This is a genomic window from Shigella sp. SIG3 (assembly GCF_053555855.1).
Map to the genome: position 1 here is coordinate 1 of NZ_JBQZXE010000105.1, position 13,447 is coordinate 13,447.

A 13,447-nucleotide genomic window follows, 5' to 3' on the forward strand; every position below is an offset into this window, starting at 1 on the left:
TATTTCAGGAAGGAGTGTCCGTTAAACTCAGGCTACCTCAGGGCGCTGGACAATGTGTTACAGGAGCTGGGGCGCGAACGCACGATTGCTATGAGCCTGCCGGAATTCGAGCAGTCACTGTTTATGGCAGCGCAACCCGACAATCTGCTACTGGCGACCGCGCCGCGCTACTGTCAGTACTACAATCAACTCCATCAACTGCCGTTGGTTGCTCTTCCTCTCCCGTTTGACGAAAGCCAGCAAAAAAAGCTGGAAGTTCCTTTTACCCTGCTGTGGCATAAACGGAACAGCCATAATCCGAAGATCGTCTGGTTACGGGAAACCATTAAAAACCTTTACGCGTCGATGGCATAACCGAATCGTATGAAACGCGACCCAATTTCACAATAAAATGTAAAAAAGTTGTAATAAGCTTGTCTGAATCGAACTTTTAGCCGCTTTAGTCTGTCCATCATTCCAGTAAATGATTACTCTTGTATTCATAATGGACCATTAAGCATGGAGCGAAAAATGGCGACTCACTTTGCCCGAGGGATTTTAACGGAAGGACATCTGATTTCTGTTCGTCTCCCCTCCCAGTGTCATCAAGAAGCCCGAAACATTCCCCCTCATCGTCAAAGCCGTTTTCTGGCGTCCAGAGGTTTACTCGCAGAACTGATGTTCATGCTGTATGGCATTGGCGAATTGCCGGAAATCGTCACCCTGCCGAAAGGTAAACCGGTTTTCAGTGATAAAAATTTGCCTTCGTTTTCTATTTCCTATGCCGGGAATATGGTTGGCGTGGCGTTAACAACCGAAGGTGAATGTGGCCTCGATATGGAACTACAGCGTGCGACGCGCGGGTTTCATAGCCCACACGCGCCCGATAACCACACCTTTTCCAGCAATGAATCGCTATGGATCAGTAAACAAAACGATCCTAACGAAGCGCGGGCGCAGCTCATTACGCTGCGCCGAAGCGTGCTAAAACTAACCGGTGATGTTTTGAATGACGATCCGCGCGATCTGCAGCTGCTGCCCATTGCCGGACGCCTGAAATGTGCTCATGTAAATCATGTAGAAGCGTTATGCGACGCGGAGGACGTGCTGGTGTGGTCCGTGGCGGTCACGCCCGCGATTGAAAAGCTCAGTGTCTGGGAGTTAGATGGCAAACACAGCTGGAAAAGCCTGCCGGATATTCACAGCCGCGCCAACAATCCTACCAGCCGGATGATGCGTTTTGCCCAGCTCTCTACCGTGAAGTCTTTTTCGCCAAATTGATAGACAACCACAGGAGTCATTATGTCTGAAAAATTGCAGGTGGTTACGTTACTGGGGAGCCTGCGCAAAGGCTCATTTAATGGCATGGTTGCACGTACCCTGCCGAAAATTGCTCCGGCGAGCATGGAAGTCAATGCGTTACCTTCCATTGCCGACATTCCCCTGTATGACGCTGACGTACAGCAGGAAGAAGGTTTTCCAGCAACGGTTGAAGCTCTGGCGGAACAGATCCGTCAGGCTGACGGTGTGGTGATCGTCACGCCGGAATATAACTACTCGGTACCGGGTGGGCTGAAAAATGCCATCGACTGGCTTTCCCGCCTGCCGGATCAACCGCTGGCCGGTAAACCGGTGTTGATTCAGACCAGCTCAATGGGCGTGATTGGCGGCGCGCGCTGTCAGTATCACCTGCGCCAGATTCTGGTTTTCCTCGATGCAATGGTGATGAACAAGCCGGAATTTATGGGCGGCGTGATTCAGAACAAAGTTGATCCGCAAACCGGAGAAGTGATTGATCAGGGTACGCTGGACCACCTGACCGGGCAATTGACCGCATTTGGTGAGTTTATTCAGCGAGTTAAGATCTAAATAAAAAACCCGCCAGTAATCATGCATGGCGGGTTTTTAATGCGCTATCGATTTTAATGAGCGTCGATAAATACAATCTTCAGGATAAACAGCAGCGCAACGATGATTACGCACGGGCTAAGGTCACGCAGACGCCCGGTACCAATCTTCATCACGCAGTAGGAGATAAAGCCCAGCGCAATACCTTCGGTAATCGAAAAGCTGAACGGCATCATCACGGCGGTAATAAACGCCGGAACAGATTCAGTAAGATCCTGCCAGTTCACGCGAGCAAGACTTGAGGTCATCAACACGCCAACGTAGATCAACGCGCCAGCTGCAGCGTAGCCTGGCACCATTCCCGCCAGCGGCGACAGAAAGATAACCAGCAGGAACAGCAGACCAACAACCACTGCCGTCAGACCGGTACGACCGCCAACCGATACGCCGGAAGAGGACTCAATATAAGCCGTAACGGAAGAAGTACCGATAAACGAACCGGTCACGGAAGAGATACTGTCGACATACAGCGCCTGCTTCATGCGCGGGAATTTCCCCTTCTCATCCGCCAGACCTGCTTTATCGGTCACGCCAATCAGCGTACCGGAGGAGTCAAACAAGTTGACCAACATGAAAGAGAAAATCACCCCTGCCAGCCCGAGGTTAAACGACCCGGCTAAATCTACATGACCCACAACTGTCATTACGCTCGGCGGCGCAGAAACGATGCCATTGTAGTGCACATCACCCAGCATCCAGCCCAGCAGCGTCGTCACCACGATAGAAACCAGCACCGCTGCGTGAATGTTGCGCGAGGCCAGAATAGCAATGATGAAAAAGCCGAGGATACCCAGAAGTACGCTGTGAGAAGTCAGATTACCGATGCTCACCAGCGTTTCCGAGTTAGCGACAATCACACCTGCGTTTTTCAGCCCCATCATGCCGATAAACAGGCCGATACCGCTGGTAATACCCACACGCAGACTTACCGGAATGTTAGCAATCATCCAGTAACGAACGCGGAAAATGGTCAAAAGAAGCAGTCCGACAGCGCCCCAGAAGATTGCGCCCATACCGATCTGCCACGGCAGCCCCATTGCCTGGACAACCACAAAAGCGAAAAAGGCGTTAAGCCCCATCGCAGGAGCCAGCGCCACCGGAAGGTTTGCAAACAATCCCATCATAATGCTACCGAAAGCAGCAATCAGACAGGTTGTTACGAAGACGGCACTGGTGTCCATGCCAGCAACGCCCAGAATTTGTGGGTTAACAAATACGATGTAGACCATCGTCAGGAAGGTGGTGAACCCGGCAATCACTTCAGTTCGTGCCGTAGTACCATGTTCGCGCAGTTTAAAAACGCGTTCCAGCATCCTCTGACCAGAAGTCTGGGTGGTATGTTGATGACTCATTATCTATTTCCGAACAAGGAGGGAAAATCCGTCGCTATCGTATACCAAAATGCGACAATAGGCGCGTTTGTGAGAGACTTTTTTATTGGATTTACTTATACGGCAACGATTGCGTTGCGCAAATCGGCTCTACGAAAACGTTAAACTGATTAAAAAGGAAAGGCATGTCCCGGATAGAAGCGGTATTTTTCGACTGCGACGGTACGCTGGTCGACAGTGAAGTCATTTGCTCCCGCGCATATGTAACGATGTTTCAGGAATTTGGTATTACGCTCGATCCTGAAGAGGTATTCAAACGTTTCAAAGGTGTAAAACTGTACGAAATTATCGATATTGTTTCCCTTGAACATGGTGTTACGTTAGCGAAAACAGAAGCTGAACACGTTTACCGTGCAGAAGTCGCTCGGCTGTTCGATTCAGAACTGGAAGCCATCGAAGGGGCTGGAGCGCTCCTGTCAGCGATCACTGCGCCAATGTGTGTGGTATCTAACGGCCCAAATAACAAAATGCAGCATTCTATGGGCAAGCTGAATATGTTGCACTACTTCCCGGATAAACTGTTCAGCGGCTACGATATTCAGCGCTGGAAGCCAGACCCGGCGTTAATGTTCCATGCGGCAAAAGCGATGAATGTAAATGTAGAAAACTGCATTCTGGTTGATGACTCAGTTGCCGGTGCGCAATCTGGTATCGACGCAGGTATGGAAGTGTTCTACTTCTGCGCCGACCCGCACAATAAGCCGATCGTTCACCCGAAAGTCACCACCTTTACCCATCTTTCGCAGTTACCGGAACTGTGGAAAGCGCGTGGTTGGGATATTACGGCATAGTTCTTCACACTCCCTTCACTTACCCCGCTTAAATTGGCGCTCAAAGGTAAGTAAAGGGAGTTTGATATGTCTGTTTCACGTCGGGTAATACATCACGGACTTTATTTTGCGGTTTTAGGACCGTTAATTGGTGTTCTGTTTCTTGTCCTCTACATATTCTTCGCAAAAGAACCGCTGGTTCTTTTGGTAATAATACAGGTACTTCCATTGTTTCTCTTATTGTCGATTACTACGGGAGCTATTCCTGCATTGTTAACCGGCGTGATGGTCGCCTGTCTGCCGGAAAAGATCGGGTCACAGAAAAATTATCGTTGTCTGGCTGGTGGCATAGGTGGCGTCGTTATCACCGAGATCTATTGTGCAGTTATTGTACATATTAAGGGCATGGCTTCCTCGGAGTTGTTTGAAAACATTCTTTCTGGTGACAGTCTCGTTGTCCGCATCATTCCTGCATTGCTGGCAGGTGTGGTGATGAGCAGAATCATTACCCGTCTGCCCGGATTGGATATTTCATGTCCTGAAACAGACTCTTTAAGTTAAGCGGGATACTTTATCTTTGGGCTACTCAAAAGCAGACAGGATGTTACTATGACTCAAAATATCAGGCCGTTACCCCAATTCAAATATCATCCCAAGCCACTGGAAACAGGCGCATTTGAACAGGATAAAACCGTAGAGTGCGATTGCTGTGAACAACAGACGTCAGTTTATTACTCGGGTCCCTTTTATTGCGTTGATGAAGTTGAACATCTCTGTCCGTTGTGTATTGCGGACGGTTCTGCTGCTGAAAAGTTTGCAGGTAGTTTTCAGGATGATGCCAGCATAGAAGGTGTTGAATTTGAGTATGATGAAGAGGACGAATTTGCCGGTATTAAGAACACATATCCTGATGAAATGCTGAAAGAGTTGGTTGAACGCACGCCAGGTTATCATGGATGGCAACAGGAATTCTGGCTTGCGCATTGTGGCGATTTCTGTGCTTTTATCGGCTATGTGGGCTGGAATGATATAAAAGATCGCCTCGATGAATTTGCCAACCTTGAAGAAGATTGTGAGAATTTCGGTATTAGAAATTCTGATCTAGCTAAATGCCTGCAAAAGGGTGGTGATTGTCAGGGTTATCTCTTCCGCTGTCTCCACTGCGGCAAGCTGAGACTGTGGGGTGATTTTTCGTAGTTATTTAAATAATGAGAACAGGCCGGAGCGTAATTCATACATCCGGCCTTATTTCTTCAGCTTAACCGAACGCTAATTCTGCGGCAGCGGCTTTATCAGCGATTACCATCAGCGAAGGATGCAGCTGCAACACGGAAGCAGGAACATCTTCGGTAACCGGACCTTGCAGCATATTTTTCAGTGCCTGCGCTTTACCTGCGCCACTGACAATTATCAGCAAGTTTTTCGCCGCCATGATGCTTTTCGGCCCCATCGTCACGTAGCTGTCAGGCACTAACGAAAAGTCGCCGCCCAACTCACCATGCGCCACAATATCAACCATCTCTCCCAGGATCGGGAACTCCACGGTTTGCTCATGGAAATGGGTCGTATTCGGCAAATTGCCACAAAAATGACCATCTGCACCTAATCCCAGCACCACCAAATCCAGGCCGCCTTCACGCGCCAGTTTCTGATCATGCTCGCGGTAGTTATCAATAGTGAGCTTCTGGATATTCTCTTCTTTGATCCCCGCAGGGGTGAAAAACAGATTACGCAGATTGGTAATCGTTACGCCTTCTCCCTCTTTGCCGCGAAAGGGAATTTCATCGAAATTATAGAAATAGCAGTTATCGTACCAAGGCTTACCTTTAACCAGGGTGGTGAGGTATTCATACATGCCTTTGGGCGTGCTACCGGCGGTAATTGCCAGGTTAACACGACGCGTCTTCGACATATAACCAAGCAGATGGTGTGCCGCGACACGGCTCATTTCCTGGTAATCTTCGGTAATGATTAATTTCATCTTAATGCCTTATTTTAAATTTCTGTACGAAGGCTGCATAGGCAGGCCGCCAGACATCCATTTCATGGTTCAGGCCGGGATATTCCTGGTAATCAAACTTAATTTTTTTCTGCTCAAGCTCAGTTTTCAGCCCGGCGATATCCTTGCCGGTTACGACATCTTTATCACCAACGACCACAGTAAAATTACGTAGTTGCTGGTTAATAGCTGCCGGATCGTTCAGCCGGGCCGCGACACCTTCATCCGGTACGGTTGTCGTGGTAACACCACTGAATGTGGCCAGCCAGCCAAAGCTTTCCAGATGATTCATTCCGGAAACCAGCGCCTGGTACCCGCCTTGTGAAAGCCCTGCCAGCGCGCGACCATCGGCATCTTTACGGACACTAAAACGCTTGCTAATCAGCGGGATAATATCGTTCATCAGTTCGCGATCTGCCGCTTTAGCATTCAGCAGATAAAAGACTTTACGTCTTTCCTGAGGCACGAAATCTTCGGGAATAATGCCCTTCGCATCGGTTTCGGTATCCGGGATCACCACCAGCATCGGTTTAATTTTCCCTTCAGCCAGCAGGTTATCCATGATTTGCGGGATACGCCCCTGATCGATAGCGGAACGTCCAGTATCACCAAAACCGTGATAGAAATAGAGCACTGGCAAAGGCTCGCCCATGCCGGTGTATCCTGGCGGGGTCCAGACATACATCTGACGTTCAGATTGCAATGCGTTGGAGTGGTAAGTTATGGCGATCAAATCACCATGCGCAACAGAACGCGTATCCAGATAACTGCCTAGCACCAGAATCATACTGGAGTTAACCTGGCGCTGAGGCTTAGTCATTGCGGTGCCTGTATCAATGCTGCGTACACCATCAACATTGAAAAAATACTCGTACAGGTTGCCTTTCAGGATAGGTGTGCGCCACGACCAGACTCCTGCTTCGTCTTTGGTCATCGGGTGAATATTGTCCGGAACCGGAACACCCACCACTACAGAGACATTTTTTGCCCCAGGGGCAAAGTAGCGAAAGGTCACGCTGTTATCGGCATTGACCTGAGTCACATACTGTTTCACCGGGATAGTGGGTGCCGGGCTGGCTGGCATATCCGCTGCTATGGCCCACTGAGCAGAAATACCGCTGGCAATAGCCAGCGTTAAAGCAGCAATTTTTATATTCATCGTAATATTCCTTTCATTAAGTTCCATTACCACCAGATTTCAGCCTGGGCACCGACAGCAAACTGGTCGTCTTTATTGTCTTCGAAGGTGAAGCCATCCAGTTCGTTTTCCAGGGCTTTGATATACGTGGCGTAGAAACGAATTTCCAGACGCGAGGTCAACATACTGGTATTGACTTTAAAGGTATGGAAGAGCGTGGTTTTATAACCAGACTCATTAAATTTATTACTATTCGCATCTTTGTTTTGCTGGGTGAAATAGCCCAGTTCAACACCTGTCTGGTTATATTGGTCCCAAATATAGGCCGGGCGAACAACCGCACGAATAGATTCGAAATCAGAGTGTGCGCCTGTTTCGTAGCTATAAATATCGTTACCGAAGGAGTAAACAATCGCGTTAGCCACAATAAAATGATCGCCGATATAGGCTTCGCCCTGCGAGGTCAGACGAACTGCTGTTCCGCCGGTGTGATCACCATAATAACGACCATTAAAGGTGGTAAATGGACTTGCGCCAGCATAACGGCCAAAGTTCCTGGCGATAGAGTTATTCGCAACCAGGAAGGAGAATTCGTTGAAGCCACCTTTATCAAATTTCTGCGTTAAAGATGTGCCGAACATCCAGGTATCTTTCCAGTCATAATACCCGTTATTATCCTGATTATCTTTTTCCGATGCGCTTTCGTTTGCCGTGACATAACGACCACTCACCATTAAGGTCGCTTTATCCCATAACGGGATATCTTTATAGCGTAAATCAATAGTATGGGTATTAATCTGCTGTTTGTTTTGCAGGCTGCGATCGTAATCATCGACATCTTCGCGAACCAGCGCGATATCAATTTTACCCGGACCGACTTTCCAGTTTTCCAGACCTACACCCGCTGCGGCATCAGTACGCTGCGTTTTCCAGTCCAGCATCTGGATTTCAATTTTCGGCGCACCGTGTTTACCCACCCAGAAATCAGCCTCTGGCGCAAAGGGCAGGAAACCTTTGGTGGTAACGTACATATCGGAGAACTGCATAAAGTTCTCGCCACCGGCGTTATCGCCAAACCAGCCGGTAGAGTACTGCTGACCAACGTTACCATCCATCATCACAACGGCATCAACCCGTTTGCCGTTTTCGTTGTAGACACGTTGTTTTAACTGCAAATCAAACCAGCCGGAGTATTCGTTACCAAAGCGGCCCAGAGAACCAATCGCCCATGATTTAGGTGAACCATGAGAGGCGGTCCCCCAACCAGAACGGTAATAGCCGTTGTAACTAAAGCCAATTTCATCTTTCACAAACTTACTGAAATCTTTCAGAGTCATGGAAGAATAAATCGAGCCTGTCTCACTGGCATTTTTCTCTTCATTTTTGACCAGTACAGCATCAGGTTTTGCGGCACTACTGGTCGGGAACGGATTGGCGGCATACCCTTGATCATTCGTACTTACGCTACGATTCACCGTCGCTGGCGTATATTTTTTCTTCTCTTCATCTTTATACTTTTTGAGTTCGCTTTGCGTTTCTCTTAACGCTTTTTCTAATAACTCAAGGCGTTGTTCCACCGTTAATGATTCAGCCAATGATTGTGCAGAAAAGGCTAACGGTGCCATTAATAAGATGGCAGAGGTAATAAGATTTCGTCTAAACATAATATCCCTTTATGGTGCAAAGAAAGAATTAACGTATCGCATCCAGACTGTTCTGAATGCGACGATAATTAAGGTGCTTTATTGGTTATTTTTTTAATGACAGCCCCCGCGTTTTGATCACTTCTGCATACCATCCGAAGCTTTTCTTACGCGTTCTTGTGAGGCTTCCTTCGCCATTATCATCACGATCCACATAAATAAAGCCGTAGCGCTTAGACATTTGTGAATGAGATGCACTGACTAAATCAATTGGCCCCCAACTGGTGTACCCCATAATATCCACACCATCGGCAATCGCTTCATTTACCTGTACCAGGTGATCGTTTAAATAGGCAATTCGATAATCGTCCTGTATCGAACCATCCGCTTCAACGCTGTCTTTTACGCCTAATCCATTCTCGACAATAAATAACGGTTTTTGATAACGATCCCAAAGCGTATTTAACAGAACCCGTAATCCAACCGGATCAATTTGCCACCCCCTCTCTGAACTTTTCAGATGCGGATTGGGGATCATATTCAGTATGTTGCCCTGCGCATTTTTATTAATGCTTTCGTCGTGGGAAACACAACCAGTCATGTAATAACTAAAAGAGATGAAATCTACAGTATGTTTTAAATCTTCTGCGTCACTTTCAGTCATCTCAATGGTGATATTGTGGTCGCGGAAGAAACGCTGCATATAGCCGGGATACTGGCCACGCGCCTGAACATCACCAAAGAACATCCAGCGCCGGTTCTCTTCCATGGCCTGCAACATATCCTGTGGCTGGCAGGTGAGGGGGTAAACCAGCCCACCGAGAAGCATATTGCCGATTTTCGCTTCGGGGATCAGGCTATGATAGGCTTTAACTGCCCGCGCACTGGCAACCAGTTGATGATGGATCGCCTGATAAACTTCCGCCTCGCCACTCTCTTCTGCCAGCCCCACGCCCGTGAATGGCGCGTGTAACGACATATTGATTTCATTAAACGTCAGCCATAACGCTACTTTATGTTGGTAGCGGGTAAAGACCGTGCGGGCGTAATGCTCGAAGTGATCGATGACCGCCCGATTAGCCCAACCGCCGTAGTTTTTCACCAGCCCATATAGCATTTCGTAATGGGATAACGTTACCAGCGGCTTGATCCCCGCCTGCGCCATTTCATCAAACAGCCGATCGTAAAACGCTAACCCCGCTTCATTCGGTTCGGCTTCGTCGCCCTGAGGGAAAATTCGCGCCCAGGCAATGGAAATACGCAGACAGGTGAAGCCCATCTCGGCAAATAACGCGATATCTTCCGGGTAACGGTGATAAAAATCGATGGCGACATCTTTGATATTCTCTTTCCCCAGGATGCGCGGTTCCATTTTTCCCATTACGCCATGAGGCTGTAAATCTGAGGTCGTGATCCCTTTGCCATCTTCCAGCCAGGCACCTTCCACCTGATTGGCAGCTGTTGCGCCACCCCAAAGAAATGTTTCTGGAAATGCTTTCGTAATTAACTCCTTTTATCGTTAGCGAATGATGGATAACAGCGGTTCACCTGCGCTTATCTGCGCCGTGCCGTGGGGTAATACGTCTGTAAAATCATCGCTATTACTGATTAATACCGGCGTCGTCAGATCAAATCCGGCCTCGCGAATAGCAGGGATATCAAAAGAAATCAGCCGATCGCCTGTATTGACCTTGTCACCCACGTTGACGTGAGCGGAAAAGAATTTGCCGTCCAGTTTTACGGTGTCGATACCGACATGAATCAGGATCTCCACACCATCATCTGACTCAATGCCAATGGCGTGTAATGTGGCGAACAACGAAGCAATTCGACCCGCAACCGGAGAACGCACTTCACCAACCGAGGGCAGAATGGCGATACCTTTACCCAGCAGGCCACTGGCAAACGTGGTATCAGCGACGTGAATGAGCGGCACAATCTCTCCCGTCATCGGTGAACAGATACCGCCCTGCTCAGGTGGTGTAATAACCTCTGGTGTTTTCTCTTGCGGGGCACCCTGCGCTGGCTGACGTTTACTGGTGATGAAATGAAGCATCAACGTACCAACAAATGCGCAACCTATGGCAATGACACCGCCAATAACGCTGGCCCAGACGGTGAAATCAATCCCCGTTGACGGGATGGTCTGCATGAAGGTGAAAATACTTGGCAAACCAAAGGAGTAAACTTTCGTTTGCGCGTAGCCAATGATGGTGGCCCCCAATGCTCCACTGATACAGGCGATAACAAAGGGGTACTTACGCGGCAGGTTGACGCCATATACCGCTGGTTCGGTGATACCAAACAGACCCGTCAACGCCGCTGATCCCGCCACCACTTTTTTCTGCGCATCGCGTTCGCAGAGGAAGACGCCGAGCGCCGCCCCGACCTGCGCCATAATGGCGGGCATTAACAGCGGGATCATGGTGTCGTAGCCCAGCACGGTGAAGTTATTGATACACAGCGGCACCAGGCCCCAGTGCAGTCCGAACATGACGAAGATTTGCCAGAAGCCGCCCATTACCGCGCCCGCAAATGCAGGAACCGCCTGATAAAGCCAGAGATAACCGGCGGCAATCATTTCGCTTATCCAGGTTGATAGCGGCCCCACCAGCAGAAAGGTGACGGGTGTGATAACCATCAGACATAGCAATGGTGTGAAGAAATTTTTGATTGCCGACGGTAACCACGCATTAAGTCGGCGTTCCAGAATGCTGCACAACCAGGCAGAAAAAATAATGGGAATAACCGATGACGAGTAATTCAACAATGTGACCGGAATACCCAGGAAATCCAGCCCCGGCGCATCCGCTTTTTGCCCGTTCTCGAAGGCAGTCAGAATTAATGGATGCACTAACGCTCCACCAATCACCATGGCAGTAAATGGATTACCGCCGAAGCGTTTGCCCGCGGTGTATCCCAGGATTATCGGGAAGAACCCAAACAAGGCATCACTGGCGCTGAATAAAATTAAATAAGTACCACTTTGTTCGGTCGTCCACTGAAAAGTGAGCGCCAGAGCCAGCATACCTTTCAGGATCCCGGTTGCCGCCATCAGACCGATCAGAGGCGTAAAAATACCTGAAATAACATAAACAAAGCGGTTTAGCAGATTACCTTTCTCATCATTTTCCGGTGCCTGTTGCGCTTTTTCGCCAAGGCCTGCCACGCTGTTAACCGCCAGGAAGACATCGGCCACATGGTTACCTATGACCACCTGAAACTGACCACCGCTTTCCACCACCATAATAATACCGGGGGTCTTTTTCAGTACCTCAGCTTGCGCTTTGCTTTCATCCTTTAACTTAAAACGTAATCGCGTTGCACAATGCATCAGACTCACAATGTTATCTGCGCCCCCGACTCCTGCGACTATTTTTCTGGCTAACTCCGTCATAACTTGCCCTCTACCGCTTTGCGGCAAAACTCCAAAAAAAAACCTGAAAAAAACGGCCTGACGTGAATCAAGCAATTTTTTTCAGGTTTTGCCCGCTTAGTGCGGTAACAATCCTTTACTCAGTAATAATATTTCAGTGTTCTTTGCGCACGCGCTCTATATTTATGGCTAAAAACATAATCTCTGCGGGTGAAATTTTACGTTGATACTGCAAACCAATAAAAATGGCGATCCGTTCCGCACATTGCCATGCTTGCGGGTAATTTTGTTTTACTGCTTGTTGTAATGATTCATCACTATCGTTAATTGAAGCATGTTCAAGAATACGCCAGGATAAAAACTTCAGATGTGTAACCAGTCGCTGATAACTCAAGCTTTCTTCCTGGTAATTAAGGCTGAACTGAAATTTTATTAATTGCAGCATTTCGCGCATTAACTGCGTGACACCTGCAACATCCTCCATATTTCCGCTCATTTGGGCACTGACCAGATGCATGGCAATAAAGCCCACTTCATCTTTCGGTAACTGCACGCCCAACCGTTTATCAATAATGGTTAACGCTTCTTCCCCTAGCTGGAACTCTTTCGGGTAAAGCCGCTGGATATCCCACAGCAACGGGTTGGGCAGCAACACGTTTTGCTGAAAGCGTTTAATCGCAAACTGGCAATGGTCAGTTAGCGAGATATAAATACTGTCCTGTAATTTTCCCAAGCGCTCCTGCGCTAAAGAGATAAGACGATCACAGGTTGCCATCACCTCAAGAGGAATATGACTTAAGAGTTCGCTTAATCGCCCGTTCAGTTCATGACTGCTCAAGGCATACTCTTTTTCTATTCCACTTGAGTTAATTCTTTCGCCAGCGCGTTTTTGAAAGCCAATTCCGCGCCCCATGACGACTTTTTCCCGCTGTTGATCATCAATAACCACCACAACATTATTGTTGAGAATTTTGGTGATTTGCATGTTCATAGCAAGGACCTTTTTTATAAACAAAAAAACCCGACTTCACCAGTATTCTCTGGTTATGTCAGGTTTTGCCTGCGAATGCAGTAACAATCCAGTCATTTATTAATGGTTTTTATAACGAACATCCAGGTTCGGAAATTAATTTAATTGCGTGCAGAGAAAATAGCAATGCGCTATTGATAAAAATATGACCATGCTCGCAGTTATTAACTTTGTGTAATTTTAGGAATTTATAAAGTTATATATAACAAATCC

The 13,447-nt window shown here is 48.0% G+C and carries 12 protein-coding genes and 1 pseudogene; 6 read left to right on the plus strand and 7 right to left on the minus strand.

Annotated features, from left to right (window positions below; translation table 11 throughout):
- The 3 genes and pseudogenes from ACUU1I_RS16055 to yieF all read left to right on the plus strand — a co-directional run.
- A pseudogene (locus ACUU1I_RS16055) lies at nucleotides 1-354 on the plus strand (hypothetical protein); the annotation flags it as partial.
- Nucleotides 355-510: 156 nt separating this feature from the next.
- On the plus strand, nucleotides 511-1,260 hold the full coding sequence (locus ACUU1I_RS16060) for a 4'-phosphopantetheinyl transferase family protein (protein ID WP_000190670.1): 750 nt from the start codon (nucleotides 511-513) through the stop codon (nucleotides 1,258-1,260).
- Between the two features lie 21 nt (nucleotides 1,261-1,281).
- Nucleotides 1,282-1,848, plus strand: coding sequence for a class I chromate reductase YieF (gene yieF / locus ACUU1I_RS16065; RefSeq protein WP_001291268.1), 567 nt, complete (start codon nucleotides 1,282-1,284; stop codon nucleotides 1,846-1,848).
- A gap of 53 nt (nucleotides 1,849-1,901) precedes the next feature.
- Here the strand turns inward: yieF and adeP are convergent, their stop codons facing one another.
- Nucleotides 1,902-3,239, minus strand: coding sequence for an adenine permease AdeP (adeP, locus tag ACUU1I_RS16070; protein WP_005081549.1), 1,338 nt, complete (start codon nucleotides 3,237-3,239; stop codon nucleotides 1,902-1,904).
- Between the two features lie 164 nt (nucleotides 3,240-3,403).
- On the opposite strand from adeP, the gene yieH reads away from it, so the two are divergent.
- The 3 genes from yieH to cbrC all read left to right on the plus strand — a co-directional run bounded on the left by yieH (nucleotide 3,404) and on the right by cbrC (nucleotide 5,245).
- Nucleotides 3,404-4,069: a 6-phosphogluconate phosphatase gene (gene yieH / locus ACUU1I_RS16075; RefSeq protein WP_000086486.1), complete on the plus strand. Its 666-nt coding sequence runs from the start codon at nucleotides 3,404-3,406 to the stop codon at nucleotides 4,067-4,069.
- Between the two features lie 66 nt (nucleotides 4,070-4,135).
- Nucleotides 4,136-4,609: a protein CbrB gene (locus ACUU1I_RS16080; protein ID WP_000116772.1), complete on the plus strand. Its 474-nt coding sequence runs from the start codon at nucleotides 4,136-4,138 to the stop codon at nucleotides 4,607-4,609.
- A gap of 48 nt (nucleotides 4,610-4,657) precedes the next feature.
- A complete protein-coding gene (cbrC, locus tag ACUU1I_RS16085) occupies nucleotides 4,658-5,245 on the plus strand; it encodes a PF03691 family colicin E2 tolerance protein CbrC (RefSeq protein ID WP_000193063.1) in 588 nt (195 codons plus the stop codon).
- 61 nt (nucleotides 5,246-5,306) lie between these two features.
- Here cbrC and ACUU1I_RS16090 read toward each other — a convergent pair whose 3' ends face one another.
- The 6 genes from ACUU1I_RS16090 to bglG form a co-directional block, all read right to left on the minus strand.
- Nucleotides 5,307-6,029, minus strand: coding sequence for a glucosamine-6-phosphate deaminase (locus ACUU1I_RS16090; protein WP_000766895.1), 723 nt, complete (start codon nucleotides 6,027-6,029; stop codon nucleotides 5,307-5,309).
- 1 nt (nucleotide 6,030) lies between these two features.
- Complete coding sequence (locus ACUU1I_RS16095) at nucleotides 6,031-7,206, minus strand: esterase (RefSeq protein WP_005071743.1); 1,176 nt, start codon at nucleotides 7,204-7,206, stop codon at nucleotides 6,031-6,033.
- Nucleotides 7,207-7,232: 26 nt separating this feature from the next.
- Nucleotides 7,233-8,849, minus strand: a complete 1,617-nt coding sequence (gene bglH / locus ACUU1I_RS16100; RefSeq protein WP_000489867.1) for a carbohydrate-specific porin BglH — start codon at nucleotides 8,847-8,849, stop codon at nucleotides 7,233-7,235.
- Between the two features lie 85 nt (nucleotides 8,850-8,934).
- Nucleotides 8,935-10,332 (minus strand): 6-phospho-beta-glucosidase BglB, encoded by a 1,398-nt coding sequence (gene bglB / locus ACUU1I_RS16105; RefSeq protein WP_032157195.1) that lies wholly within the window; start codon nucleotides 10,330-10,332, stop codon nucleotides 8,935-8,937.
- 15 nt (nucleotides 10,333-10,347) lie between these two features.
- Nucleotides 10,348-12,225, minus strand: a complete 1,878-nt coding sequence (gene bglF / locus ACUU1I_RS16110) for a PTS beta-glucoside transporter subunit IIABC (RefSeq protein WP_000137306.1) — start codon at nucleotides 12,223-12,225, stop codon at nucleotides 10,348-10,350.
- A gap of 133 nt (nucleotides 12,226-12,358) precedes the next feature.
- The gene (gene bglG / locus ACUU1I_RS16115; protein ID WP_005071737.1) at nucleotides 12,359-13,195 is read right to left on the minus strand and encodes a transcriptional antiterminator BglG; all 837 of its coding nucleotides are present in this window, start codon (nucleotides 13,193-13,195) and stop codon (nucleotides 12,359-12,361) included.
- Nucleotides 13,196-13,447: the final 252 nt, after the last annotated feature.

Excerpts from the sequence above, each read along its gene's own strand:
- ACUU1I_RS16060 (WP_000190670.1), top strand. The coding sequence starts at position 511 with ATGGCGACTCACTTTGCCCGAGGGATTTTAACGGAAGGACATCTGATT.
- yieF (WP_001291268.1), top strand. The coding sequence starts at position 1,282 with ATGTCTGAAAAATTGCAGGTGGTTACGTTACTGGGGAGCCTGCGCAAA.
- adeP (WP_005081549.1), bottom strand. The coding sequence starts at position 3,239 with ATGAGTCATCAACATACCACCCAGACTTCTGGTCAGAGGATGCTGGAA.
- yieH (WP_000086486.1), top strand. The coding sequence starts at position 3,404 with ATGTCCCGGATAGAAGCGGTATTTTTCGACTGCGACGGTACGCTGGTC.
- ACUU1I_RS16080 (WP_000116772.1), top strand. The coding sequence starts at position 4,136 with ATGTCTGTTTCACGTCGGGTAATACATCACGGACTTTATTTTGCGGTT.
- cbrC (WP_000193063.1), top strand. The coding sequence starts at position 4,658 with ATGACTCAAAATATCAGGCCGTTACCCCAATTCAAATATCATCCCAAG.
- ACUU1I_RS16090 (WP_000766895.1), bottom strand. The coding sequence starts at position 6,029 with ATGAAATTAATCATTACCGAAGATTACCAGGAAATGAGCCGTGTCGCG.
- ACUU1I_RS16095 (WP_005071743.1), bottom strand. The coding sequence starts at position 7,206 with ATGAATATAAAAATTGCTGCTTTAACGCTGGCTATTGCCAGCGGTATT.
- bglH (WP_000489867.1), bottom strand. The coding sequence starts at position 8,849 with ATGTTTAGACGAAATCTTATTACCTCTGCCATCTTATTAATGGCACCG.
- bglF (WP_000137306.1), bottom strand. The coding sequence starts at position 12,225 with ATGACGGAGTTAGCCAGAAAAATAGTCGCAGGAGTCGGGGGCGCAGAT.
- bglG (WP_005071737.1), bottom strand. The coding sequence starts at position 13,195 with ATGAACATGCAAATCACCAAAATTCTCAACAATAATGTTGTGGTGGTT.